The 25135-nt window shown below is 71.8% G+C and carries 27 protein-coding genes; 8 read left to right on the forward strand and 19 right to left on the reverse strand.

Translation table 11 applies throughout. The features are described from left to right. Positions 1-16: 16 nt before the first annotated feature. Positions 17-403, reverse strand: coding sequence for a MinD/ParA family ATP-binding protein (locus EDD26_RS00880; RefSeq protein WP_123695990.1), 387 nt, complete (start codon positions 401-403; stop codon positions 17-19). A gap of 359 nt (positions 404-762) precedes the next feature. On the opposite strand from EDD26_RS00880, the gene EDD26_RS00885 reads away from it, so the two are divergent. From EDD26_RS00885 to EDD26_RS00895, 3 genes are all read left to right on the forward strand, one after another. Continuing rightward, positions 763-1467 carry an adenylate/guanylate cyclase domain-containing protein gene (locus EDD26_RS00885; RefSeq protein ID WP_123695991.1) on the forward strand — a complete coding sequence of 235 codons (705 nt, stop codon included), beginning with the start codon at positions 763-765 and terminating at the stop codon, positions 1465-1467. After that, positions 1452-1979: a Pycsar system effector family protein gene (locus EDD26_RS00890; RefSeq protein WP_148058660.1), complete on the forward strand. Its 528-nt coding sequence runs from the start codon at positions 1452-1454 to the stop codon at positions 1977-1979. Before EDD26_RS00885 ends, EDD26_RS00890 begins: the two co-directional genes overlap by 16 nt. Before the next feature lie 776 nt (positions 1980-2755). Further along, on the forward strand, positions 2756-3577 hold the full coding sequence (locus tag EDD26_RS00895; RefSeq protein ID WP_123695993.1) for a hypothetical protein: 822 nt from the start codon (positions 2756-2758) through the stop codon (positions 3575-3577). 2 nt (positions 3578-3579) lie between these two features. Here the strand turns inward: EDD26_RS00895 and EDD26_RS00900 are convergent, their stop codons facing one another. The 4 genes from EDD26_RS00900 to mca all read right to left on the reverse strand — a co-directional run bounded on the left by EDD26_RS00900 (position 3580) and on the right by mca (position 6399). Continuing rightward, on the reverse strand, positions 3580-4395 hold the full coding sequence (locus EDD26_RS00900) for a DNA adenine methylase (protein ID WP_123695994.1): 816 nt from the start codon (positions 4393-4395) through the stop codon (positions 3580-3582). Positions 4396-4433: 38 nt separating this feature from the next. After that, complete coding sequence (locus EDD26_RS14505; protein WP_148058661.1) at positions 4434-4694, reverse strand: hypothetical protein; 261 nt, start codon at positions 4692-4694, stop codon at positions 4434-4436. Between the two features lie 554 nt (positions 4695-5248). Next, the gene (locus EDD26_RS00905; RefSeq protein ID WP_123695995.1) at positions 5249-5545 is read right to left on the reverse strand and encodes a hypothetical protein; all 297 of its coding nucleotides are present in this window, start codon (positions 5543-5545) and stop codon (positions 5249-5251) included. Next, positions 5545-6399, reverse strand: a complete 855-nt coding sequence (gene mca, locus EDD26_RS00910; protein ID WP_245989688.1) for a mycothiol conjugate amidase Mca — start codon at positions 6397-6399, stop codon at positions 5545-5547. The genes EDD26_RS00905 and mca overlap by 1 nt, the downstream gene beginning before the upstream one ends. An 87-nt stretch (positions 6400-6486) precedes the next feature. On the opposite strand from mca, the gene EDD26_RS00915 reads away from it, so the two are divergent. Next, on the forward strand, positions 6487-6891 hold the full coding sequence (locus tag EDD26_RS00915) for a DUF4307 domain-containing protein (protein WP_123695996.1): 405 nt from the start codon (positions 6487-6489) through the stop codon (positions 6889-6891). A 42-nt stretch (positions 6892-6933) separates the two neighbouring features. Beyond that, a complete protein-coding gene (gene greA, locus EDD26_RS00920) occupies positions 6934-7422 on the forward strand; it encodes a transcription elongation factor GreA (RefSeq protein ID WP_123695997.1) in 489 nt (162 codons plus the stop codon). Between the two features lie 58 nt (positions 7423-7480). Here greA and ilvA read toward each other — a convergent pair whose 3' ends face one another. Both ilvA and EDD26_RS00930 read right to left on the reverse strand, forming a co-directional pair. Then, positions 7481-8731, reverse strand: a complete 1251-nt coding sequence (gene ilvA, locus EDD26_RS00925) for a threonine ammonia-lyase (protein WP_123698366.1) — start codon at positions 8729-8731, stop codon at positions 7481-7483. Positions 8732-8862: 131 nt separating this feature from the next. Next, positions 8863-10062 carry an AI-2E family transporter gene (locus tag EDD26_RS00930; RefSeq protein WP_245989689.1) on the reverse strand — a complete coding sequence of 400 codons (1200 nt, stop codon included), beginning with the start codon at positions 10060-10062 and terminating at the stop codon, positions 8863-8865. A 68-nt stretch (positions 10063-10130) separates the two neighbouring features. On the opposite strand from EDD26_RS00930, the gene EDD26_RS00935 reads away from it, so the two are divergent. Then, entirely contained in the window at positions 10131-11363 is a 1233-nt protein-coding gene (locus EDD26_RS00935) for a winged helix-turn-helix domain-containing protein (protein ID WP_123695998.1), read from the forward strand. A 288-nt stretch (positions 11364-11651) separates the two neighbouring features. Here the strand turns inward: EDD26_RS00935 and EDD26_RS00945 are convergent, their stop codons facing one another. The 9 genes from EDD26_RS00945 to EDD26_RS00985 all read right to left on the reverse strand — a co-directional run bounded on the left by EDD26_RS00945 (position 11652) and on the right by EDD26_RS00985 (position 20524). After that, complete coding sequence (locus tag EDD26_RS00945; RefSeq protein WP_170165478.1) at positions 11652-12200, reverse strand: LemA family protein; 549 nt, start codon at positions 12198-12200, stop codon at positions 11652-11654. A 35-nt stretch (positions 12201-12235) separates the two neighbouring features. Then, entirely contained in the window at positions 12236-13528 is a 1293-nt protein-coding gene (locus tag EDD26_RS00950; RefSeq protein ID WP_245989690.1) for a D-arabinono-1,4-lactone oxidase, read from the reverse strand. A 16-nt stretch (positions 13529-13544) separates the two neighbouring features. Then, on the reverse strand, positions 13545-14753 hold the full coding sequence (locus EDD26_RS00955) for an alanine racemase (RefSeq protein WP_342769278.1): 1209 nt from the start codon (positions 14751-14753) through the stop codon (positions 13545-13547). Position 14754: 1 nt separating this feature from the next. After that, on the reverse strand, positions 14755-15351 hold the full coding sequence (locus tag EDD26_RS00960) for a TetR/AcrR family transcriptional regulator (protein WP_123696001.1): 597 nt from the start codon (positions 15349-15351) through the stop codon (positions 14755-14757). A gap of 104 nt (positions 15352-15455) precedes the next feature. Beyond that, on the reverse strand, positions 15456-16790 hold the full coding sequence (locus EDD26_RS00965) for an NAD(P)/FAD-dependent oxidoreductase (RefSeq protein WP_123696002.1): 1335 nt from the start codon (positions 16788-16790) through the stop codon (positions 15456-15458). 43 nt (positions 16791-16833) lie between these two features. Next, positions 16834-17367 carry a DUF501 domain-containing protein gene (locus EDD26_RS00970; protein WP_123698370.1) on the reverse strand — a complete coding sequence of 178 codons (534 nt, stop codon included), beginning with the start codon at positions 17365-17367 and terminating at the stop codon, positions 16834-16836. Positions 17368-17405: 38 nt separating this feature from the next. Beyond that, complete coding sequence (locus EDD26_RS00975; protein ID WP_170165479.1) at positions 17406-17858, reverse strand: septum formation initiator family protein; 453 nt, start codon at positions 17856-17858, stop codon at positions 17406-17408. Between the two features lie 83 nt (positions 17859-17941). Further along, positions 17942-19222, reverse strand: coding sequence for a phosphopyruvate hydratase (gene eno / locus EDD26_RS00980; protein WP_123696004.1), 1281 nt, complete (start codon positions 19220-19222; stop codon positions 17942-17944). 81 nt (positions 19223-19303) lie between these two features. After that, complete coding sequence (locus EDD26_RS00985; protein ID WP_170165480.1) at positions 19304-20524, reverse strand: histidine--tRNA ligase; 1221 nt, start codon at positions 20522-20524, stop codon at positions 19304-19306. Positions 20525-20605: 81 nt separating this feature from the next. On the opposite strand from EDD26_RS00985, the gene EDD26_RS00990 reads away from it, so the two are divergent. Further along, positions 20606-21325, forward strand: coding sequence for a Pr6Pr family membrane protein (locus EDD26_RS00990; RefSeq protein WP_123696005.1), 720 nt, complete (start codon positions 20606-20608; stop codon positions 21323-21325). Here EDD26_RS00990 and EDD26_RS00995 read toward each other — a convergent pair. Then, positions 21232-21924: a TetR/AcrR family transcriptional regulator C-terminal domain-containing protein gene (locus EDD26_RS00995; RefSeq protein ID WP_211333803.1), complete on the reverse strand. Its 693-nt coding sequence runs from the start codon at positions 21922-21924 to the stop codon at positions 21232-21234. The genes EDD26_RS00990 and EDD26_RS00995 overlap by 94 nt on opposite strands. A gap of 80 nt (positions 21925-22004) precedes the next feature. Here EDD26_RS00995 and EDD26_RS01000 point away from each other — a divergent pair, with 80 nt between their 5' ends. Then, a complete protein-coding gene (locus EDD26_RS01000; RefSeq protein ID WP_123696007.1) occupies positions 22005-22952 on the forward strand; it encodes an NAD(P)-dependent alcohol dehydrogenase in 948 nt (315 codons plus the stop codon). Positions 22953-22982: 30 nt separating this feature from the next. Here EDD26_RS01000 and EDD26_RS01005 read toward each other — a convergent pair whose 3' ends face one another. Then, entirely contained in the window at positions 22983-24377 is a 1395-nt protein-coding gene (locus EDD26_RS01005) for a PepSY-associated TM helix domain-containing protein (protein ID WP_123696008.1), read from the reverse strand. Beyond that, positions 24374-25084, reverse strand: coding sequence for a DUF1775 domain-containing protein (locus tag EDD26_RS01010; RefSeq protein ID WP_123696009.1), 711 nt, complete (start codon positions 25082-25084; stop codon positions 24374-24376). The genes EDD26_RS01005 and EDD26_RS01010 overlap by 4 nt, the downstream gene beginning before the upstream one ends. Positions 25085-25135: the final 51 nt, after the last annotated feature.

A 25135-nucleotide genomic window follows, 5' to 3' on the forward strand; every position in this document is an offset into this window, starting at 1 on the left:
CCTTGGCGGCAGGTGCTCAGCGGAGCGCCGCCCGCCAGCTGCGGCGCGGCCGCTCGGCCGCGCGCAGCGACGCCCTGCTCGGCGCCGGCTGCGGCAGCAGCGAGACGGCGAGCTCCTGCACGCGCCGCCGCAGCCGCGACCGGCCCGCGACGTCGAGCAGCGGCCGGCCCTCGAGCAGCGCGGCGTCGGCCGCCCGCCCGTCGAAGGGCCAGCACGCCTCCGGCGTGACCTGCGCGAGCCGCCGTAGCGTCTCATGCACCGCCCGCTCGGGCGCGACGCCCGTCGCACCCTGCCGCACCTTGTTCACCACGATGCGCAGCCGCGCCTGCGGGGCGAGCTCGCGGAGCTCGGGCAGCGCCCCCACGAGCCGCGCCACCCCGACGGGGTCGCCGCCCGCGACCACGACGACGTCATCGGCCGCCTCGAGGGCCGCGATCGTCGCGGCGTGGGGGCGCGGCGCGAACAGGTCGCTCGAGATCTCCTCGTCGCGCTCGAGGCTCGCCCCACGGCGACGACGGTCGTCTCGGCCCAGTCCCGGCTTCGGACTACCGATATTGCATCTCGCCTGCGTCGCTTCTTCCGAAGGCGTTCGGGTAGAGGCACGAGATGTGTAGATGCGGTTCTACCGGCCGAGCTGGCGCACGTTGCCGCCGTGTCCCAGTCGTTAGGGCGATTCCCGTTGCTCGTCATGTGTTATGAACGCGCCGACAGAAGTGCGCCGTACGCTCGCTTTGAACGTCGCGTGCCCGCCGAAGGAGAGCCATGTACCCGTCAGTCGAGACGTCCATCGACAAGATTTTTGCCGGCGACATTGCTGTGACGAAGGGGCTCAAGGTCCCAGAGACGGACGACGTGCCGCTGGAGAACGGCGGGAAGCTCATCGACGCGACCTACCTCTACGCGGACCTCGCTGGCTCGGGGAGGATCGCCAACAGCCTCACGAAGGAGGCTGCGGCGAAGGTGATCAAGTCTTACGTGAACACGTCGACCCGCATCCTGAGGCACAACGGCGGTGAGATCCGGAGCTTCGACGGCGACCGGGTCATGGCGATCTTCATGGGGCTGGACAAGGAGGACCGCGCCGTGCGCGCTGCCATGTCCATCAACTGGGCCGTCGAGAAGGTGATCCCCGAAGCGATCAAGAAGCACTACACCGATCCCGAGGTCTTCCCTCCCATCGCTCACGGCGTCGGCATCGACTCCGGCGAGGCACTCATCATCCGCGGAGGGATTCGCAACAACAACGACCTCATCAGCATAGGCGCGGCTCCGAACGTGGCAGCGAAGCTCAGCGACATCCGCAGCCCTTCAAAGGCTCTCTTCATCACAGACACCGTGAAGGAGGCGCTGAGCGAGGAGTTCCTCGCCTTTGAGGGCCAGAGCATCTGGTCAGTCGCCGACTGGAACTACGACGTCGGCGGCAACCACGTGCGGGTGTGGGGCAGCGGCGCATGGTGGAGCGTCTGATGTTGCGACACAAGCGCAGTACGGACGACGAGCCCTCGCAGCGGTACGAGAATGCCTGGCGACTTCACGCAGCGCAGATGGAGTGGACTGGCAAGGTAGACGCCAAGGCGGCGTTCGCCCTGACGGTTCAGGCTGCCCTCCTCGGCGCGGTGGTGGTCTTGCTCGAGGACATGAAGAGCGGGCTCGAGTACACCCTGCTCGGTGCAAGCGCTGTGCTCGTCCTCGCCGGCGCCGTGTTCGCAGCGGCGGTCGTCGCTCCGCAGTTGCGCGGCAGGAAGCTGGGTGAAGAGGCGAAGTCGAACTTCATCTTCTTCGGACATGCCCGCCTCTGGAAACCAGAGCGACTGGCGCGCGAACTGAAGCGCTCGGACCTCGTCGACCAGTTGGCACAGCAGGTCGTCGTGATGGCCGACATCGCCTGGAAGAAGCACCGTCGTGTGGCCTGGTCGATCTGGCTGGGCCTCGCCGGAGGAGCCCTCCTACTCGCGTCGGTGGCCGTCTCTCGCATCTAGATTCGTTTGACGCTGTGTTCGAGCTTTCGCTCGGTGGCTATCGCTGCGATGTAGCGTGTGAGCCAAGCCCGAGAGCGGGGACACTGATCCTTCATGCGAGAGGGAGTGCCTTCTAAGCCGAGTTCTCGCTGCGAGAGAACAGCAGATGCTTCGACAGAGCCGGGTCGTGGCTGAAGACATGCGCGAGCTTCTTCACCGTCCACTGAGAGATGTACTCATGCTTCTCGAAATCTCGGACCCACTGCTGTGACCGACCGTCCTGGAACGCGAGCCAGAGCGGTACGCCGTCCGGTTCGCTGTGAATGGCGACCTCCTTCTCGATCGATGCCCCGGTGCCAGAGGCTTGTCGGAGAGCAGGTCTCCCAGTCGACCGAGGGAGAAGCCAGGACGAGGCACGATCATCGCAAAGGGGATCGGTCGGTCACCTGCGTGGTACGCGTGCACGACGACGGCCCACTTCTCTTCGTTCTCGTCGATCGTCATAGTGACCGCGCACCACGTGACTAGAACGTCCGCACTAGCACGCCGAGCTTGTTGACGGTCTCGCGCGAGGATCGCCACTCGAAGGAAGAGCGCGCCCGCCGTGCCGACAGCTGCAAACCATTCCGCGTAGAGGGCAGAGATCGCGATCTGGTGTTCGGTCATGGCCCGAGACTAGAGTCGCGCACGCGAACGCCAGACACGGCCGATTGCCGCCGCCGCTGCCGCAACTTGAACGACCCTCACTACTGCTAGCCTGGCGACGTCTTTGTCGAGGTCGATTAGCAGGGCGATGCATGCACGATTATCACGGGCGGACCAATAACGGCTACCCGCTTCGCGATCGCCCGTTAGATGCCGACGAGCTTGAAGCGCTGCGCTTAATGCTGAGCACCTTCCGTGACGGTTCCGGACAGATGATTTTGAAGGACGGCAGATCGATGCCGGGCTTCCGCGATTTCGAGCGCGCCGCTGCAGCGGTCACGTACGGATACGCCCGCGAGGACAAGGGAATCTTCGACGTGTGGGTGCCAACGCATGACGGTCTGCCCTACGGCATCTCGTGCAAGATGGCTGCGCTACAGCCTGCGAAGAACGAGAGCTCATTTATGGAGCTCTCCAACAGCGCGGCGAAGTTCCATGCGGCTCTTGCGGACCGCGGCATCGAGTGGCGTCTCGATCCGAAGGCGGCCGGCATCACGTTGGTCGACACGGTGATGTCATGGCACGAAGCGGTCGCAGGAGAAGTGGATCTTGCTGGAAGCCGCTATGCGATTCTCGACCACGATAAAGATTGGAGGGTGTTCTCCCTCAAGGTCTTCCCGCTTGATCTCAGGACTGCCGATCCCGCTCGGCACGTCCGCTGGGAAGCGGTCGGCAAGCGACTCGATGGCTACATCTACGAACGCGGCGGAGAGCACCGGCTGTGGCAGTGGTTCGCGGACAGCGGCGGACAGTTGAAGTACTACCCGCCTCTGTCTTGGGGCGAATGGTCGTCCCAGTCATTTACACTGGAAGAAGCACAACCTGTTTCCCTGCGCTCTCGTGCGATTGAATACTTCGGTCACCTTTGGCCGAGGAGCCTACCTGAGGCATCTAACCAGCCAGAGGTCGACTAGACCTACCGCTTGACGTAGAGCACTTCGGTGCGCGCAGCACCCTTCTCCACCTTTGGAGGCGTAAGCTCAACGACTCGCCAGCTGGCGAGCATCGATGAGTACAGTTCGTTGGCGTACCCCGAAAGAACCACCGGCCCGGTATGCGCAAGTAGCGCTTCAAGGAGCTCGATGTGCTCCTGCTCCGTCATCTCCTCGGCATACATCTTTTGCGTACGGGTGCTCGGAAGGTATGGCGGGTCGGCATAGATAAGCACGTCATGTGAGTTGAAGCGCCGGATCACTTCTAGCGCTGGCCGGTTCTCAATCTCCGCGTCTTGTAGGCGCATCGCGACGAACCGAAGTTGCTCAGGCACCTTCTGCCAGCGCACGCTCATGCCCCCGGCGCGCTGGCTTCGGCCGCGGTTCTTCCAGCCCGTCTTCTTGGCGAGGTCGCTCGCGTGTGCCTGCCAGCAACGGACCACGAAGCGCCGAGCGTCTTCTAGCTCATCACCGGTGACGAGGTGCGACTGGTCATACTCCTCCCGCGCCCAGGGCGTTGCCTCCAGTGCCCAACAGAGGTCGTCGGTCCGATCCCGCAGCACCCGGAACATATTGGTGGCGAGGCCGTTGAGGTCGTTGATTAGCTCGTGCCCGCTGGCCGTCTTCGAGAAGAACACCGCACCCGAACCAAAGAAGGGCTCCACATAGTGATAGTGGTCATCAAACTCTTGCACGATTCGCGGAGCAATAGACCATTTCGCACCCGGATACCGGAGTGCAGCAGCTCGCTGGGGAACCAGTTCGGAGCCGAATAGATCCACCAAGTTATCAACTGCCATAGAGACAGTCTACCGGACGCGAGGCGAAGCGCACGCGACTACTCGCCATTCAGTTCAAGCAGCGGACATGCGACCTTATGCCGCCAGTAAACCCGGCTATTGCAGCAGGTGTGTTGATTAGCCGTCCTATCCCAACTGGGATCAGTTCGGCTACCGCCGTGACCTTTCATCCGCTCGACGCGATAAGCGTTCCGGTGCCCGCTCGGGAGGTAGAGCCCGAATCTCTCGCGGTCTTCTTTGCTCAGTTCCGAGAGACTGGTGATGAACGGCAGATCAGAGACCGGCACGGGGTCGCTCATGATGGCTCCTTCATCGGATGCGACCCGCATGTTACCGCACTACGACCTGGGTCACGCGCCTTCACCCCTACTTATGTGAGCGGACCGAAGCTCGAGATCGTTCGATCGCGGCCCGGGCAGGAGTCGTTCTGGAAGGACATCACTACGCGCGTGGTGGCCGGCGCGGTCCTGCTGCTGTGCGGATACCTCACCACTCGCCTTGAGGACTGGGCATCTGGACATCCAGTAGCAACTTCATACTGGCGTGACTGTAACGAAGAGCACGAGCGCCGCCTCCCGAAGCGAGGGCACAGCACGCGGGAGGTCGATGAGATCGCTCCGCCGATTGATTGAGGCGCCTCCGGAAAGCGCCGGGACGCGGCCACTCGCTGCCGCAGCAAAACCGCCGCGGCCGTCAGGGCTCTGCGATTTGCCGCACAGAGTCGCCCTCGCCGTCGCGGGGAGGCGGCGACTCGGTGCCCCAGAGCCGGCGGCCCAACCCCCGTCCGCGCTGCTCGCGGTCGTCGCGCTTGGCGTGCTGCCGATCATCATGCCCATCCCGGCAACGCGCCGCGCTACGGTGCGTCGTCGGATGCCGTGTCCGGCGACGACGGCGCAGGCGAGGCGCCTGTCGCCGCGTCGCCCGCTGCCGCTCTACCCGCTGCCGCCTCCTGCGCCTCGCGCTCCGCCAGCTCGGCCTCGATCCGCTCCTTGATGTGCGCGCGGTCGTTGATGCGGCGCACCCGGCGGTTGAAGTCCCACATGAGCAGCATCACCGCGACCGCGACGAGCACCGTCGCGGCGAACCCGACGACGCCCGGCGTGACCTGGTTCGCGTCGAACGGCAGCGGCTGCGTGCGCAGGATGTCCATCAGTCCTCCTCGACGCCCGCGAACAGGTCGTCCTCCGGCACGGCGTGCGTCGCGCGCGACCGCGCCAGCTCGTAGTCGTCGGTCGGCCACGTGCCGAGCAGCAGCTCGTGCGGCCAGAAGAAGAAGCGCGAGTCCGGCTCGACCTGGCTCGCGTGCGCGCGGAGCGCGCTGTCGCGCGCGGCCAGGTGCGGTCCCACGTCGACGCGCGTCGTCATCGTCTCGCCGCGCTCGCCGAGCCGCTCGGCCCACTCGCGCATGAACGGGAGCCGGTCGTCGTCGGGCGTGACGGCCTCGACCGCCGAGAGCAGGGCGCGCAGCCGCGCGCCGCTCATGCTGCGGTCGAAGTACACCTTCTGCACCTCCCACGGCTCGCCCAGCTCCGGGAGCCCAGCCGCCGCGTGCTCAACGGCCCACATCGTCACCTCGTGGCAGCGGATGTGGTCCGGGTGCGGATAGCCGCCGGTCTCGTCGTAGGTGACGACCACCTGCGGCCGCAGCCGGCGGATGAGCCGCACGAGCGGGCGCCCGGTGATCTCGAGCGGCAGCGTCGCGAACGACAGCTCGCGCAGCGGCTCCCCCTCGTCCGGCAGGCCGGAGTCGACGTAGCCGAGCCACACGTGGTCGACGCCGAGCGCGGCGCGCGCCTGCTCCATCTCGACGCGACGGAGCCCGGTCATGTCGCGCTCGGCGCGGTGCTTCCGCTCGAAGCCCTCGTTGAGCACGCTGCCGCTCTCGCCGCCGGTGCAGGAGACGACGGTGACCTGGGCGCCCTCGGCGGCGTAGCGCGCGAGCGTCCCGGCGCCCTTGCTCGACTCGTCATCGGGGTGCGCATGCACGGCGAGCAGGCGTCGCACGGCCTCTCCTTCCCTGCCCGCACGAGCCGCGCCGGACGGCACGACGACTAGACTGGACAGGCCCCCATCCTCCCACGACAGGCCCTGATGACCGACCTCGACGCTCGCTACGGACGCACGCGCGCCCGCACGCAGCGAGAGCGGACGCTCGGCTGGATCGTCGGCGTCAGCATCATGCTCGTCGCGGTCGCGTGGGTCTGGTGGGTGGGCACCGATCCCGCGTCGACGCAGCTGCAGTCGCGCAACATCGGCTACGTCGTCGAGGACGACGCGACGGCCGTCGTGACCTTCGAGGTCTCGGTCGACGCCGGCACACCCGTGCGCTGCGCGGTCGAGGCGCTCAACAGCGCCTTCGGCATCGTCGGCTGGGTCGAGCTCGACCTGCCGCCGGCCGACACCCACACCACCAGCCACCGGGTCGAGGTGCGCACGAGCGAGCGCGCGAGCAACGGATTGGTCTCGGAGTGCTGGGTGACATACGATGCTGAGTGAGCCGGCCCACGCGGGGCCGGTTCTCTGCATATCGGGAGAGACATGAACGGCACCACGGAGACCTGGCTGACCCAGGAGGCGCACGACCGCCTGCAGGGCGAGCTGGAGCACCTGCAGGGGCCGGTGCGCGCCGAGATCGCGAAGCGCATCGAGGAGGCCCGCGACGAGGGTGATCTCAAGGAGAACGGCGGCTACCACGCCGCGAAGGACGATCAGGCCCAGATCGAGGCCCGGATCAGCCAGCTCGTGCAGCTGCTGCGCACCGCCAAGGTCGGCGACGCACCGCAGGCGTCCGGCGTGGTCGAGGCCGGCACCGTCGTCACGGCGACGATCGCCGGGGATGAGACGACCTTCCTGGTCGGCAACCGCGAGATCCAGGAGGCCGGCGACGACCTCGACGTCTACAGCGAGGCGAGCCCGCTCGGCGCGGCCATCATGGGCCTGAAGATCGGTGCGACCACCACGTACCAGACCCCCACGGGTGTGACGATCGACGTCGAGATCAAGGACGTCCAGACCTACCGCGGCTAGACCGCAGACGAAGGGCCCCGCGAGATCGCGGGGCCCTTCGTCGTCCGCGCGGGTCGCGCTAGAGCACCTGCGGCTCGTAGCCGGCACGGCGGAGCGCCTCGAGCACGCGCTGCGCGTGCTCCGGTCCGCGCGTGGTGACCGAGATGTCGATCGAGACGTCGGTGATCGACGTCCAGGCGTCGTGCTGCGTGTGCAGCACCTCGACGACGTTGGCCTGCTCGTCCGAGACGATCTGGGCGATGATGGCGAGCTGGCCCGGCCGGTCCGGCAGCGCCATCCGCACCTTCAGGTAGCGCTGCGAGGCCGCGAGGCCGCGGGCGATGACGCGCTCCATGAAGAGCGGGTCGATGTTGCCGCCCGAGAGCACCGCGACCGTCGGCCCGTCGGACGTGACGAGGCCGGTCATGATCGCGGCCGTCGTCACCGCGCCCGACGGCTCGACGACGAGCTTGGCGCGCTCGAGCAGCACGATCATCGCGCGGGCGATGTCGTCGTCGGAGACCGTGACGATCTCGTCGACCGCCTCGCGGACGATCTCGAACGGCAGCGTGCCCGGCCGCGCGACGGCGATGCCGTCGGCGATCGTCGGGCGCGTCACGATCGTGGTGGGCTCCCCCGCGGCGAGCGAGTCGACGAACGACGCGGCCCGCTCGGCCTGCACGCCCACGATCCGCACGCGGCGGCCGTCGAGCGCCGTGCGCTGGCGCACCGCCGACGCGACGCCGGCCGCGAGCCCGCCGCCGCCGAGCGGCACGACGATCGTGGCGACATCGGGCACCTGCTCGAGGATCTCGAGCCCGACCGTGCCCTGCCCGGCGATGATGTCGGCGTGGTCGTAGGGCGGCACGAACGTGGCGCCGGTGCGCTCGACGTGCTCGATCGCCGCGGCGAGGGCCGTCTGGAAGTCCGCGCCGCGCAGCTCGACCGCCGCGCCGTAGTCGCGCGTCGCCTGCAGCTTGGGCAGCGCGACGCCGACGGGCATGAAGATCGTCGACCGGATGCCGAGCTCGGTGGCCGAGAACGCCACGCCCTGCGCGTGGTTGCCGGCGGAGGCGGCGACCACGCCGCGAGCGCGCTGGTCGTCGTCGAGTAGGGAGAGCATGTTGTAGGCGCCGCGGATCTTGTACGCACCGGTGCGCTGCAGGTTCTCGCACTTGAGCAGCACCTCGGCGCCGAGCATGCCGCTCAGGTAGCGCGAGCGCTCCATCGGCGTCTCCTGCACGATGCCGTGCAGCCGCTCGCGCGCCGCCTCGAAGTCGGCGAGCGTCGGTCCCGGCAGGGGCTGCCCCGAGGCGGCGGACTCGGTCATGACGGCCGGCTCGGTCGGGCCGGTCGGCTCCGTCAGGCCGGTCGGCTCCGTCAGGCCGGTCGGCGCCGCCAGGCCGGTCGAATCGGGCACCACGGGCTCGGCGAGCACCGGGTCGGGCACGGCTCGGTCGATCATCGGACCACCTCCTGCACCGACGGGTCGGGGTTCGTGCGCCATGACCCCGACGCGATCGTCTTGACGAACACGTTGAGGAAGGCGACCGTCGGCACGGCGAAGAGGGCGCCCGCGATGCCGCCGATCGTCGATCCGGCGGCGACCGCCACGACGACCGCGAGGGGGTGCACCTTGACGGCCGTGCCCATGATGATCGGCTGCAGGATGTGGCTCTCGACCTGCTGCACGAGCAGCACGATGCCGACCATGATGACCGCCGGGATCGGCCCGAGCGCGATGAGGGCGACGAGCACCGCGATCGCGCCGGTGGCGACGGCACCGATGATCGGGATGAACGATCCGAGGAACACGAGGATCGCGATCGGGAGCACGAGCGGCATGCCGCCCTCGTGGAACAGCCCGAGGATGAACGCGCCGAGGCCGATGCCGATCGCGTCGATCGCCGCGACGACGACCTGCACGCGCACGAAGTTGCCGAGCGTCACCCAGCCGGCGCGACCGGCGCCATCCGTGGGGCGGCGCGCAGGGCGCGGCAGCAGGCCGACGACCCAGCGCCAGATGCCCCGGCCGTCGGCGAGGATGAAGATGAGCGCGAAGATCGCGAGCAGCATGCCCGCGAGGAAGTGGCCCACCGACGAGCCGACCGTGAGCGCACTCGACAGCACCGACGAGATGTCGTCGCGGAGCGTGCCGAGGATGTTCGTGCCGAACTCGTTCACATCCTCCTGGGTGATCCCGAACGGCAGCGAGAGCAGCCAGCCCTGCGCATCGCCCCAGAAGGCGACGGCGCGCGCCTGCAGCTCGGGGTACTCGCTGCGCATCTGCGAGACGACGAGCCAGCCGAGACCGGAGACCAGCACGATGAGGCCGACGATGGCCACCGCGACCGCGAGGCCGCGGGGCCAGCGGTGGCGCACGAGCACGTCGACGAGCGGCTGCAGCAGGGCGGTGAGCAGCGCTGCGACGAGCACGGGGATGACGATGAGCGAGAACTGCATGACGAGCCAGATGCCGATCGCCGCGGCCGCCGCGATGACCACGATGCGCCACGACCAGGCGCCGGCGATGCGCATGCCTCGCGGCAGCGCGTCGCCGAGCGGGGTCGCGTCGCCGCGAGGCGTCGCGACGCCGCGGGGCGTGGCGGGGTCGGGTCGGCCGGGGGGCCGGGCCTGATCCGGGGTTCGACCGAACAGCATCTGCCGATCGTACGGTGCGGCGCTGGGCCCCGTGCGCATGCGTCGGAGGCCGCGGCTAGGCTCCGGGCATGGCAGCACCAGCGAGGATGACCGCGGCGCAGGCGCGCAGGATCGCGATCGCGGCCAGCGGCCTCGACGGTGCCGTGCCCGGCGAGCGGGGGCGCACCGGGGTCCGCACGCTCGAGCGCACGATCGAGCGGCTCGGGCTGCTGCAGCTCGACTCCGTCAACGTCTTCGAGCGCAGCCACTACCTGCCGCTGCTGTCGCGCGTCGGGCCCTACGACCGCGCGACCCTGGACCGGCTGCTGCACCACGATCGCCCGAGGCAGCGCCTGGGCGGCTACACCGAGTACGTGGCGCACGAGGCCGCCGTCATCGCCGTCGACGACTGGCCGCTGTGGGGCTGGAAGCGTCGCCAGCCGATGCGCGGCGGCAGCGAGCAGTGGGCGGCGCAGCACGCGGCGATCGTCGACGGCGTGCTGGCCGAGTTCGCCGAGCGCGGCCCGATGCGCCCGAGCGACATGGAGCATCCCGCGCACGAGCGGCTGCCGGGCGGCTGGTGGAACAAGTCCGACGCCTACTGGGCCACGGCGGTGCTCTTCCAGCGGGGCGAGCTCGTGACGGTGGGCCGCTCAAGGTTCGAGCGCCAGTACGCGGTCGCCGATCAGGCGCTGCCCGACGCGGCCCGCGCGGAGGTCGACCGGGCCGACGCGCAGCGCGTGCTCGTCGCGCGCGCGGCGCAGGCATTCGGCGTCGCCGCGCTCGACGACCTCGCGGACTACCACCGGCTGCCGGTGAAGGATGCGCAGGCCGCGGTCGCCGACCTCGTCGACGAGGGCAGCCTCGAGCCGGTCGCCGTCGACGGCTGGGGCCGGCCCGCGTGGGTCTGGGCGGGCGCGCGGCGGCCGCGACGGGTGCGCGCGACGGCGCTGCTCTCGCCGTTCGATCCGCTCGTCTGGCACCGGCCGCGCGCGGAGCGCATGTTCGGCTTCTCCTACCGGATCAGCATCTACACGCCCGCGGCGCAGCGCGCGCACGGCTACTACGTGCTGCCGGTGCTCGTCGACGACGAGCTCGTCGGTCGCGTCGACCTCAAGAGCGACCGGAAAGCCCGCGTGCTGCGCGTGCAGCACGCGACGATCGAGCCGGGGCTCGAGCACAGGGCCGGCGAGCTCGCGGCGCGGCTCGAGCCGGTGCTGCGCGAGGCGGCGGCGTGGCAGGGGCTCGAGCGGGTCGAGGTCGCGGGGGCGGGGACGTGGGCGGCGGAGGTGGCGGGGGCGCTCGACGCAGGAACCGGCTGATCAGCGCTGCCGGTCGAGCCGCACGGCCGCCCCGGCGGCCGCGCGAATCGAGACCACCCCCGGTCCAGCGGGCGCGACCGTCGCGATGGTCTCGACTCGGTCAGCGCGCTGCGCGCGCGGACCGGCTCGACCCGCAGGAGGCGGGCGCTGCTGGTCGAGCCGCACGGCCGCCCCGGCGGCCGCGCGCGTCGAGACCACCCTCGGTCCAGCGGGCGCGACCGTCGCGATGGTCTCGACTCGGTCAGCGCGCTGCGCGCGCGGACCGGCTCGACCGGCAGGAGGCAGCCGTCAGAACTGGATGCGGGGCGGCTCGGCGACCGCGCCGGCCTGGTCGACCTCGAAGAACTCGCGAGGCACGCCGAAGGTGCTCGCCCACATCGAGCTCGGGTACCGGCGGCCCTTCGCATTGAGCTCGCGCGCACCGGTGTTGTAGTCGCGACGGCGCGCCTGCGCCTCGTCGTCGAGGGCGGCGAGCGCGGTGCGGGCCTCTGCGGCATCCGAGCCCAGCGGCTGCGACCCGGCGGCCTGCACGAGCGGGCGCAGCACCCGCTGCACCTCCGCCTCCGCCTCGGCCTTCGACTGCGGCTGGGAGGCGGCGTCGAGCGACGCGAAGGCCTGCGCCGCCTGCTGCTGCTGCGGTCCGGGCGCCGTCGCGAGCAGCGGGGCGGCGACGGTGCGACGCCGCTCGAGCGTCGCGGCGAGCGCGTCCCACCGCTCGTCGACCGTCGCGCTCAGCCGGCGCATCCCGGTCATCGCGGTGACGAACCAGATGCCTGCGGCGAGGCCCAGGACGACGAAGGCACCGGCGGCGATCAGGATGACGTCGAGCAGCTCCATGGCTCCCATCGTAGGCGAGCCTGCTCGGCGACCGGTCAGTCGCCCAGCACCCGCCGGGTCCAGCTGCTCGAGAAGGTGCGGTCCGGGTCGAGCTCGTCGCGCGCCGCGGCGAAGTCGGCGAAGCCGGGGAACCGCTCCGCCAGCTCGGCGGCGCGCAACGAGTGCAGCTTGCCCCAGTGCGGTCGGCCGTCGTGCGCGAGCAGGATCGGCTCGACGAGCGAGAAGAGCGGCCGGGGATCCTCCCGCCACCAGCGGTGCGCCGCGATGTAGCCGGTGTCCCGGCCGTGCGCGGTCGAGAGATGGGCGTCGTCCGGGGCGCTCGTGCGCGCCTCGAACGGGAACGTGAGCACGAGGTCGGCCCGCCGCAGCGCGCGGTCGATCTCGCCCAGCGCCTCCGGCACGGCCTCGACCGGCAGCCCGTACTCGAGCTCGCGGAAGCGCACGGCGCGCGGCGCCGTGAACACGTCGTGGCTGGGCTCGGTGAAGGTGCCGCGCGGCATCGCGCGCGCCGAGAGCTCGTTCACGGCCGGCGCGAGCGCCGGCACGAGCGCCGCGGCGCCGAGCAGCGCGCGATGACCGCCCACCGTGAGCACGCGCTCGTCGAGGAACCTGGCCACCGGCGACCGCGGCCGCAGCGGCCCGGTGACGCGCGTGTTCGACTTCGTCGCGGCCACGCGGGTCGCCGCGAACCAGTACAGCTCGAAGTGGTCGGTGCGCTCGTTGAGGCCCATCCAGTCGTCGAGCACCGCGTCGAGCGGCGCCGTGGTCTCGACCGCCTCGAGCGCGAAGGCCGGCACGCACTGCAGCGTGACGTCGACGAGCACCCCGAGCGCGCCGAGCCCGAGCCGCACGGCCGGCAGCAGCTCCGGCCGCTCGGTCTCGCTCACGCGCAGCAGCTCGCCGCGGCCCGTGACGAGCGTCGCGGCGACCACGGTCGCGCCGATCGACGCGTGCCGCAGCCCCGTGCCGTGCGTGCCGGTCGAGATCGCGCCCGCGAGCGTCTGGGTGTCGATGTCGCCGAGGCAGTCCATCGCGAGCCCGGTCGGCGCCAGCAGGGCGGGCACCTCGTGGATCCTCGTGCCGGCCAGGAACGTCGCGCGACCCCGCTCCTCGTCGACGCGCAGCAGCCCGGCGAGCCCGTCGGTCGTGAGCTGCGCGTCGTCAGGGCGCGCTGCGCCCGAGAAGGAGTGTCCGCTGCCGACGGGGCGGATCGTGCCGCCGCGGTCGCGCACGCGCTCCACGGCGCGACGGACATCCTCGACCGTGACGGGGGCGTGCACCTCGCGCGGCTCGGCCGACTGGGTGCGCGCCCAGTTCTTCCACGTCACGCATCGCTCCTTCAGGTCACAGCAGCTTCCTGCCCTCCCCACGATACGTGGGGATGCTGTCGACCACCCGATCACCGGACACGAGGTGCAGCGCCTCGGTGCGCTCGCACGGCTCCCCCGCCTTCGCGTGCCGCAGCCAGACGCGGTCGCCGAGCACGAGCCGGTCGGCGGCGGCGCCGAGCACGGGCGTCTGCACCTCGCCGGCGCCCTCCTGCGGGTCGATGCGCAGCCCCTCGGGCCAGGCGATCACCGGCTGGCGGTCGGGACCGTGCGGGCCGGACGCGATCCAGCCGCCGCCGAGCAGCGTCACGCAGCCGGCGCCGGGCCGTCGCACGACGGGCAGCGCGAAGGCGAGCGCCGGGGCGGGCGAGAACCGTCGGTAGCCGTCGAAGAGGTGGGGACCGAACAGGCCGCTGCCGGCGCCGATCTCGGTCACGGACGGGTCGGCGGCCGTCAGCTCGATCGAGCCGGTGCCACCGCCGTTCACGAACGCGAGCGGTGCGAGCGAGCGCACCGCGGCCACGGCGGCCGCCCGCCGCTCGCGCAGCTCGGCGACCGACCTCCGCTGCATCGAGCGGAGCAGCGCGGGCGGCGCGAGCCCTCGCCGCCGCGCGTCCTGCACGCCGGCGACCTGCGCCTCGTAGGCCATCAGCCCGACGAGCTCGAAGCCCGGTCGCTCGACGACCGCAGCGGCGAGCGCGGCGAGCCGCTCGGGGGTGCGCACGGGCGAGCGCCGTACGCCCGCCCGCATCGGGCCGAGCTCGAACGACACGTCGAGCTCGAGCGCGATGCGGATCGGCGGATGGCCGGGAGCCGCCGCGTCGATGCGGTCGAGGTGCTCGACGCTGTCGATCATGAGCGTCACGCTGGCGAGCGCGCGCTCGTCGGCGGCGAGGGCGCGCAGCGCCGCCCGGTCGACCGTCGGGTAGCCGACGAGGACGTCGTCGATCGTCGCCGAGAGCCACAGCCCCTCGGGCAGCGTCGCCGCGAGGACGCCGTGGAAGCCGGGCATGCGCAGCACGGCCTCGAGCACCGGGCGGCTCCGCACCGACTTCGTCGCCACCCGCAGCCGCGTCCCCGCCGCGCGTGTCAGCATCGATCGGGCGTTGTGCGCGAGAGCCTCGAGCGAGAGCGCGGCGAACGGTCCGTCGAGCTCCGCCGTGGCGGCATCCATGCGCTGCCAGTGCCCCGCGGGGCTCCACGGCGGCGCCTCGTCGAGGCGCACGTCAGGCCGTTCCGAGCGCGGTCACGAGCACCGGCACCGCGGCCTGGATGACGCGTCGGGATGCGTCGGTGTCGCGCGTGCGCAGCCAGGCGTAGGTGAGGCCATCGGTCATGTGGAGCACGAGCTCGGCGAGCTCGCGGGCGCCCATCCCGCCGGCGAGCCGGTAGCGGGACCGCAGCGTGTCGATCGCGGCGACGAGCACCTCGAGGTACCGCTCCTGCACCTCCCCGGGCAGGTGCGCGAGCGCCGGCGTGCGACTGCAGTACGCCATGATCTCCATGATCGCGAGCTCGTACTCGGGATGCTCGATGAAGCGGTCGAACCAGAGCGTCATCACCGCCTGGACGGCCTCGTCGAGCGGGGCGCCATCGGGCACGATCGCGGTCGGGTCCTCCCCCGGCCGCAGCGCGACGTAGGCGTACGCCTCGCCGATCATCTCGTCGCGCGACGAGAAGATGTAGTGGAAGGTCGCGAGCGGCACGCCGGCCTCCGCGACGACGGCGCGCACGGTCGCCCCGTGCATCCCCTCGCGCGCGATGACCTGCAGGCCCGCCTCGATGAGCTCCCCGCGGCGCTCGACCGCCGACTTCCGTGCCACATCGCCTCCGTCGCCCCGCTACTTGGACGATCGTCCGAGTACACAGTACGACAGCGCCGCGCCCCCGGGGGGACGCGGCGCTGTCGTGATGCGTCGGGGACGGGCTAGGCGTCGACCTTCGGCTTGGGACGCGAGGCGAACGTCTCGAACGCGACGCGCGGCTGCTCGCGCGCCGAGAGCTCGACGATGTCGCGGCCGAGCCAGAAGTTGTTCCACCAGCCGCCGAAGACGCGCAGCTTGCGCTCCCACATCGGCATCGCCATGACGTGGTAGCCGCGGTGCGCGAGCCAGGCGAGCGGGCCCTTGATCGCGATCTTGCCGCTCTGGAAGACGCCGTTGCCGATGCCGAGGCCCGCGACGGCGCCGAGGTTGTCGTGGATGTACTCGCGAGGCGCCTCGTCGCGGAGCACCGCGACGATGTTCTTCGAGAGCAGCTTCGCCTGGCGGACGGCGTGCTGCGCGTTCGGCACGCAGAAGCCGCCGGGGCCAGGGGTCTTCGACTTGTCGGGCACGGCCGAGACGTCGCCGGCGGTCCACGCGCCGGGCACGACCACGCCATCCTTCGCGACCTGCAGGGTCGCGAGGGCCGTGATGCGACCGCGGTCGTCGAGCGGCAGGTCGGTCTTGCGCACGACCGGGTTCGCCATGACGCCGGCGGTCCAGATGATGAGGTCGGAGCCGAAGCGGTCGCCGGTCGAGAGCTCGCAGACGCCGTCCTGGGCGCTCTGCAACTGCGTCTCGAGGTGCACGTCGACGCCGCGCTTGCGCAGGTCCTCGACCACCCAGTCGGCCGTCGTCGCGCTGACCTCGGGCATGATCCGGCCCATCGCCTCGACCAGGTGGAAGCGCACCTCGTCGAACGTGATCTCGGGGAAGCGCGACAGCAGGTGCGTCGCGAAGTCGCGGAGCTCGGCGATCGTCTCGATGCCGGCGAAGCCGCCGCCCACGACGACGGTCGTCAGCAGGCGGTCGCGCTCGGGGCCGAGCGGCAGCGCGGCGGCGCGCGCGAAGTTGCCGATCAGGCGGTCGCGCACGGCGGCGGCCTCCTCGATCGTCTTCATGCCGATCGCCTCGTCGGCGACGCCCGCGATCGGGAAGGTGCGCGAGACGGAGCCGGCGGTCATGACGATCACGTCGTACTCGAGCGTCGAGGCCTCGCCGAGCTCGGGCTGGATCGTGGCGACCTTGGCGGCGTGGTCGACGAAGGTGACGCTCGCCTGGATGACGCGCGTGCGCGACAGGTGGCGGCGCAGCGAGACGACGGCGTGGCGGGGCTCGATCGAGCCGGCGGCCACCTCCGGCAGGAACGGGAGGTACGTCATGTAGGGCAGCGGATCGACGATGGTGATCTCTGCCTCCGCGGCGCCGAGCTGTCGCTCGAGACCGCGAGCGGTGTACAGGCCGGCGTAGCCGCCGCCGACGATGAGGATCTTGGTCAAAGCGCGCTTCTTCCCCGATATCAGATGTGGATGTGCGTCGAGTCTATCGCGGCTCGGCGTGCGCTTCGCGGTCGGCCGATCCGCGGGCGTCCGGCTGGCACGCGCAGACCTCGGGCGACCAGTCGGCGAGCGCGAGCGCCTCGTCGCCGATCAGGTTGACGCCCGGTCCCGCGGCGAGCGCGTGCGCGATGACGGCGTGCAGGCACTTCACGCGCGTCGGCATGCCGCCGGCGCTGATGCCGGCGATCTCCTCGACGTGGCCATGCGGCTCGCGGTCGGCGAGGTAGGCGGCGTGGGCCGCGGCGTACGCATCCGCCACCGCCGGGTCGTCGAGCCGCTCCTGCAGGGCCGCCATCGTGCCGTCCGCCTCGAGCCTGGATGCGGCGGCCGCGGCGGCGGGATGCGTGAGGTAGTAGAAGGTCGGGAAGGGCGTGCCGTCGGGCAGCCGCGGGCTCGTCACGACGACCGTGGGCGCGCCGCACGCGCAGCGCGCGCCGATGCCGAGCACACCGCGCATCGTCCTGCCGAGCTGGGCCGCCATGATCTCGAGGTCGCGGTCGGTCGCGGGGTCGAGCATGGGGATCTCCAGAGCGGTCGGATCGGTCTGCGGCGCGGTCACTGGGGATCGGGCGCGACGCCGACGAACGACGACGGCCCCTCGTCCGTCAGGCCAGCGATGAGGAACGAGCTCGCCGCCGCCGACGCCCAGTCGCCCGCAGGCTCCTCGAGCGTCGCGGAGGGCACCTCGACGGATGCGGCGTCGAGCGCCGCGCGGTCGTCGAGCACCACGAAGCTCGTCTCGCCGGGGTAGACGAAGAAGAGCCGGTCGCGCGCCTGCGCCTCGATGTAGGCGGGGTCGTCCCAGCGCGCCTGGTCGCTCTGCAGCGCCTCGACGTTGGCCTGCTGCGCGGCGACCTGCGCCTCGAGGGCCGCGATGTCGCGGCGCTGCTCGAGCAGCAGGCCGATCGTCGGCGCGAGCACGACGAAGCCCGCCACCACGAGGCCGACGACCACGAGCAGCAGCCACGACACGCGCAGCTGGCCGGAGGCATCACGGGAGGAGGGCACCCACCGAGGATATCGGCGAGTGCCCTCCTGCAGCGCCCGAACCGCCTGGGGCGGCGAGGCTGCGCTGATCCTGTGCGGCGGCGTCAGCCCTCGAAGCGCGGGAACGCGGCGGCGCCGGCGTACTCGGCGGCCTCGCCCAGGTCCTCCTCGATGCGGAGCAGCTGGTTGTACTTCGCGACGCGCTCGCTGCGGGCCGGCGCACCGGTCTTGATCTGGCCGGCGTTCACGGCGACCGCGATGTCGGCGATCGTGGTGTCCTCGGTCTCGCCAGAGCGGTGCGAGAGCACCGACGAGTAGCCCGCCTGCGTCGCGATGCGGATCGCGTCGAAGGTCTCGGAGAGCGTGCCGATCTGGTTGACCTTCACGAGCAGCGCGTTCGCCGCGCCGCGCTCGATGCCCTCGATGAGGCGCTCGGGGTTGGTCACGAACAGGTCGTCGCCGACGATCTGCACGCGCTCGTCGAGGCGCTCCGTGAGGGCGGCCCAGCCCTCCCAGTCCTCCTCGTTCATCGGGTCCTCGATCGACACGAGCGGGTACGAGTCGACGAGGTCGGTGAAGTAGTCGGTCATGTCGGCGCTCGAGCGGTCCTGGCCCTCGAAGCGGTACACGCCGTTCTCGAAGAACTCGGATGCCGCGACGTCGAGGCCGAGCGCGATGTCGCTGCCGGGCGTGAAGCCCGCCTTCTCGATCGCCTGCACGAGCAGGTCGAGCGCGAGGCGGTTGCTCGCCAGGTCGGGCGCGAAGCCGCCCTCGTCGCCGAGGCCGGTCGAGAGGCCCTGCTCCTTGAGGATGCTCTTGAGCGCGTGGTAGGTCTCGGCGCCCCAGCGCAGGCCCTCGCGGAAGGTCTCGGCGCCGATCGGCAGCACCATGAACTCCTGGATGTCGACGCCGGTGTCGGCGTGCGCGCCGCCGTTGATGACGTTCATCATCGGCACGGGCAGCAGGAAGGCGTTCGGGCCGCCCAGGTACCGGAAGAGCGGCAGCTTGGCCGAGTCGGCGGCCGCCTTCGCGACGGCGAGCGAGACGCCGAGGATGGCGTTCGCGCCGAGGTTCTTCTTGTTGTCGCTGCCGTCGAGCTCGACGAGCGTGGAGTCGACGATGCGCTGGTCGTCGGCGGAGAGACCCTCGATGGCCTCCGCGATCTCCTCGTTGACGGCGTCGACGGCCTGCTCGACGCCCTTGCCGAGGTAGCGGGCGCTGTCGCCGTCGCGCAGCTCGAAGGCCTCGAAGGCGCCGGTCGAGGCGCCGCTGGGCACGGCGGCCCGGCCGACCGAGCCGTCGGAGAGCAGGACCTCGACCTCGACGGTCGGGTTGCCGCGCGAGTCGAGGATCTCGCGAGCCTGCAGGGTGTCGATGAGTGCCACAAGTGCTCCTTGTTTCGCAGTGGACGGCGGTCGCAGTGGATGGCCGCTGTCGAGCCTAGTCGGCACCGTGGAGCCGAGGGCTCAGGAGATGGGCTTGACCTCGATGGTCGCCGCGGCGTCGCCGGGTCGCACGAACGCGAAGTGGGTGGCGCCGGATGCGGCGAGCTGCTCGAGCAGGCCCGTCACGTTCTTCGTGCGCCGCTGCATCCGCACGGTCTGGCCCGCCGCGACCAGGTCGCGCTTGATCGCGAGCGCCGCGGCCGGCTCCACCGCCTTGTCGACGAGCAGCGCGACCGCCTCGCGGACGCCGTCGTCGGGCAGCGCGACGAGCTCGACGAGCCGCTCGAAGCCGAGCGAGATGCCGACGGCCGGCAGCTCCTGGCCGAGGAAGCGGCCCACCATGCCGTCGTAGCGTCCGCCGCCGCCGATCGAGTAGGGCAGGTCGGGGTGCGCGATCTCGAAGATCGGGCCGGTGTAGTAGCCCATGCCGCGCACGAGCGTCGGGTCGAAGTCGAGCCGGATGCCGACGTTCGCGTCGAGCAGCTCGCGCACGCCGTCGAGCACGCTGACGTCGAAGCCGTCGAGCGGCTGGCCATCTCGGATCGCGTCGAGCGTGGCGAGCAGCCGCGCGCCGTCGATGCCGCGGCCGCCCAGCTCCTCCGCGACGCCCTCGCGGCCGATCTTGTCGAGCTTGTCGACCGTGATGAGCGCGCCCTCGCGCTGCTCCTCGGCGATGCCCGCGTGCTCGAGCGCCGCCGCGAGGATGCGGCGGTCGTTGATGCGGATGAACGCGTCGGGGATCCCGAGGCGCGTGAGCGCATCCCCCGTCGCCGCGAGCAGCTCGAGCTCCGCGGCGATGCCCGGCTCCCCCGCGATGTCGATGTCGCACTGCACGAACTGGCGGAAGCGGCCTCGCTGCGGGCGCTCGGCGCGCCACACGGGCGCGATCTGGATCGCGCGGAAGACGGGCGGGAGGGCCGCGCGGTTCGTCGCGATGAAGCGGGCGAGCGGCACGGTGAGGTCGAACCGCAGCCCGAGGTCGGCGAGCTCGAGCGGCGCCTCGGCGGCGCGCAGGTCGTCGACGGAGAGGCCGCGGCGCATGACGGCGAAGGCGAGCTTCTCGTTGTCGCCGCCGAGCCCGGCGTGCAGCCGGGCGGCGTCCTCGACCACCGGCGTCTCGATCTCCTCGAAGCCGTGGTCCTCGTAGGCGTCCCGGATGACGCGGAGCACGCGCTCGCGGCGCCGCTTCTCGACGGGCAGGAAGTCGCGCATGCCGCGCGCCGGGTGCACCTGGGTTGCCATGCCGACCATTCTCCCGCACGCGCTGCACGGCTGCCGCCGCACGGCATCCGCCTGCCGCCCGGTGCGTGCCATCATGGCGGCATGCGACCCCGTTGGCCCCTGCACGACCGCGCGGTCCCGGTGGTCGCCTGGCGGGTGGTGATCCTGCTCGGCGCGCTGCTCGCCGAGGGCTGGAACATCGTCAACATGGTGCGGTCGGGCGAGCCGCCGACCGAGCACTTCGCCTACTTCACGGTGCAGGCCAACATCCTCGTGATCGTGCTGATGCTGTGGATGCTCGGCACCCGCGAGGAGCACCGGCCTCGCTGGTTCGACCACGTGCGCGGCGCGATCACGGCCTACATCGTGCTCGCGGGCATCGTCTACGCCGTGCTGCTCGCAAAGCCCGACGAGGTGTGGTCGTGGACGGTCGACTTCACGAACGCCGCCCAGCACCGCTTCGTGCCGTGGATGGTGGGGCTCGACTGGCTGCTCGTGCCCACCGCCCGCCGCATCCGCGTCTCGCGCGCGGCATGGTGGATGGCCTACCCGGTCGCCTACCTCGTGGCGGCGTGGCTGCGCGGCGGCCTCGTGGACGGCTGGTTCCCGTACCCGTTCCTCGACCCGGGCGAGCACGGCGGCTGGGCGGGGCTCGTCGGCCCGACCGGCCAGGTGCTGCTCGCCTTCCTGATCGGCATCATGCTCGTGGCCGTCATCGGCCGGCTGCGCTACCGGGCGACGGACTCGGCCGGTCCCTCGCCGAGCCTCGCCTCGAGCCCGTCGAGCACGAGCTCGAGGCCGTACTCGAACTCGTCCGCGTAGTCGTACGAGCGCCCGACGATCGCCTGCTCGATGAGCTCGACCATCCGGGGGAACACGTCGGCGGGCAGCGCCAGCTCGGCCGCGAGGTCGTCGACGCCGCCGCCCGGCTCGAACGGCAGGCTCCGCTCGGTCGAGACGAACCCGTAGACGTAGGCATCGAGCACCGAGAACGCGTGCGCCGCGAGCTGCACGGGGAAGCCGCCGCGGTGCAGGCACTCGAGCACCGCCTCGAGGTGCCCGAGGAGCGTCATCCCGGGCGCGCGGCGCGACTCGACGAGCGCCGGCCCCCACGGGTGGTCGCGCATCACGGCGCGGAGCGAGCGGCACCGCGCGGCGATGGCCTCGCGCCACGGCCCGTCGGGCGACGGCCGCTCCACCCGGACCATGAGCCAGTCCGCGAGCGCGTCGAGCAGCGCGTCCTTGCCCGCGACGTGGTGGTACAGCGACATCGCTTCCACCCCCAGCTCTCCGCCCACGCGGCGCATGCTCACGCCGTGCAGCCCCTCGCGGTCGGCGACCGCCGCAGCCGCCTCCACGACCCGGTCGGCGGTGAGTTGAGGCCGCGACGCCGCGGCCCGCGAATCCGTCGAGCTCGGCACGGTGCCTCCCATCCCTTGCGCACTTACGACTGTAAGGATACGCTCCGCAACACAAGGCTTACATCTGTAAGGAGCACAGCATGCGCGCAGTCGTCGTCGAGCGATACGGTCCGCCGACCGTCGCTCGGGTGGCAGAGGTCGCCGATCCGGTGGCGCGTCCCGGTGAGGTGGTCGTGCGCGTCGCGTCGGCCGCCGTCACGTCGGGCGACGCGCGGATGCGCTCCGGGCGCTTCCCGCGCGGCTTCGCCCTGCCCGCGCGGCTCGCCATCGGGCTGCGCGGACCGCGGCGGCGCGTGCTCGGCATGGCGTTGTCCGGGACAGTGGCATCGGTGGGCGAGGGCGTCCCGGCGCTCGCGGTCGGCGACGAGGTCGCGGGCATGGCCTCTGGCCGGCCCGGCGCGCACGGCGAGCTCGTCGCGGTGCGCGCCGACCGGCTGGTGCCGAAGCCCGCAGGCGTCTCGCACGACGCGGCCGCGGCCGTGCTCTTCGGAGGCTGCACGGCCATGCACTTCCTGCTCGACGTCGCCCACCTGCGCGCCGGCCAGTCGGTGCTCCTCGTCGGCGGGTCCGGCGCGGTCGGCTCGAGCGCGGTGCAGGTCGCGCGGCTCGCCGGCGCACGCGTGACGGGCGTCACGAGCGGGCGCAACGCCGAGCTCGTGCGGCGCCTCGGCGCGGAGGTCGTCATCGACTACACGACGACCCCCGTCGACCGGATCGCTGAGCGCTTCGACGTCGTGGTCGACACCGTCGGTGCGCTCTCCACCCCGGCGGGCCGCGGGCTGCTCGCCGACGGCGGCTCCCTCCTGCTCGTGCTCGCCACGCTCGGGCAGACGATCACCGCCCGCGGGCAGGTCACGGCAGGGGTCGCCACCGCCAAGCCCGAGCACGCGTCGCGCCTGCTCGGGCTCGTCGCGAGCGGCGAGCTCGACCCGGTCGTCCAGGAGTCGCTGCCGATGGCCGAGATCGCCCGCGCCTACGAGATCGCCGACTCGGGCCGCAAGGTCGGCAACGTGGTCATCCGCCCGTAGCCGCGATCCCGCTCGACCCCGGCCGCGGCATCACGCGCGCGAGCGCACCGCCACGAGCACCGCGTCGACGACGACGAACGCGACGAGCGTCCAGCCGACGAGCGGCAGCAGCAGGCCGATCGCAGAGCCGACGACGATCACCGCGGCCACGCCCCACCACGGCGCCCGGGCGAGCGCACCGGCCTCCGGCGCCGCCCCCGGCCGGCTGTACGGCCCGCGCCGCCACCACATCCGCATGCCGAGCGCGACGATCGCCGCGATCCCGAGCGCGAGCGCTGCCAGCACGAGCTGGTTCGCCAGCCCGAACATCGACCCCATGTGGAGGTCGATGCCCCATCGCGCAAGCTTGGGGATGAGCCCGAAGTCCGCGAAGTCGACGCGGTCGACGACCTCGAGCGTCGCGCCGTCGACGGCGACCGCGTCGACCTGCGTCGGGAAGGAGCGCTGGATCTCCTGCACGACCCAGGCGCTCCGGTCGTCGACCGGCGGCCGCAGCTCGATGAGCCCGACGTCGACGTTCTCGGTGCGGGCGACGGCGAGCACGTCGTCGAACAGGGCGGGGTCGACCTCGGCGGCAGCGGCCGCCGCGCCGTGGTCGCCGTGCGCGGCGGCGCCGGACGCCTCGTCGCCGAGGGCGGTCGAGACCGACGGCGTCGACCAGCCGAGCGCGGCGCGCAGCCCGGTCACGTTCGCCCCGGCGAGCTGCGACCAGGTGATTCCGGTGGCAGAGAGGAAGAGCGCGCCGAGCGCGAGCCAGATGCCGAGCGACGCGTGCCAGGAGCGCAGGCGCCGGGCGCCGGTCGCGCCGCGCTCCGGGCGCACGAGCTCGCGCGCGGAGCGCCCGCGGCGGCGCAGCGCGACCCACTGCCCGATCCACAGCCCCACACCCGCGAGCACGACGATGCCGAGCCAGCTCGCGGCGAGCTCCGAGTAGAGCCTGCCGACATCGCCGAGGCCGAGGCCGCGGTGGAAGTGGTCGATCGCGGTGCGCAGCGGCAGCGACCCGCTCGTGCCGTAGACCGTCAGGTCGCCGCGCACCTCGCCGCTCACCGGGTCGACGAAGATCGCGCGGCTCTCGCTCTCGACGAGCGACGGGTCGGCGAAGAGCACGCGGGTCGTCGCGCCCGGCTCGGGCGCCGGCCGGAGCGCCGACAGCGATGCGCCGTCGCCGGCCGCGGCCTGCGCCACGCGCACCTGCTCGGCGAGCGGCAGCTGGTCGCCCTCGGCCGGTGCCGTGAGCGCGTCGCGGTAGAGCACCTGCTCGACCGAGGGCGCGAGCGCGTACGCCGCGCCCGAGAGCGCCGCCACCAGGATGAAGGGGCCGACGAGCACGCCGGCCAGCCAGTGCAGGCGGCGCAGCAGCGGCGAGAGCCACGGCTGCCGTCCCGCGGGGGCCTCCGCCGCCCGCTCGAGCGTCGCGGTCATCGGGTCGCTCGCTGGCGCCGCAGCGCGATCGCGCTGAGCACGGCCGCGACGGCAGCGGCGACGAGGGCCGCGATCGCGACGGGCAGCGTCGCGCCGGAGCCACCATCCGCCGCGGGTGCCGCGGCGGCCTCGGCCTCGTGCTCGGCGTGCTCGGCACCGGCCGCTTCGGTGCCGCCAGCTGCCGCGCCGTGGCCGTGCGCCTCGGCGGCCTCGCCGATGGTGAGGATCGGCGCCGGCGTCTCCGACGCCTGGTCGTCGCTGCTCCAGTCGCTCTCGCCGACCTCGCACGACTGCAGCGCCGGGAAGGCGAGCACCGTGCCGTCGGCGGCATCCTCGGGGAGCGTCACCTCGAGCTCGAGGGTCTCGCGGACGCCGTCGGGCATCGGCTCGTCAGCGGTGAACCGCACGACGCGGCCGTCCGCGACGTCGAGGGCGACATCCCACCCGGGGTTGGCGATCAGGGTCACCGCCGAGACCCCGTCGGGGATCGTGACGACGACGCCCGTGGTGGGCGAGCCGTCACAGCCGTGGCTGAAGGTGAAGGCGAGCTCGCTCGTGGCGCCGGCCTCGGTGCTCGAGGGCGTGACGTGCACGTGGGCGCTCGCGGCCGCGGCGGGGCCGAGCACGACGAGCGCGGTGGCGGCGATGCCGGCGCCGAGGCCTGCGACGGCGCGCGAGCGGCGGGTGCGGGGACGGGTGGTGGTCATGGGTGCTCCTGGTGCTGAAGGGCGCTGGCGCGCGGTCGTCTGAGCGGCGCC

This window comes from Agrococcus jenensis (assembly GCF_003752465.1).
GTDB lineage: Bacteria > Actinomycetota > Actinomycetes > Actinomycetales > Microbacteriaceae > Agrococcus > Agrococcus jenensis.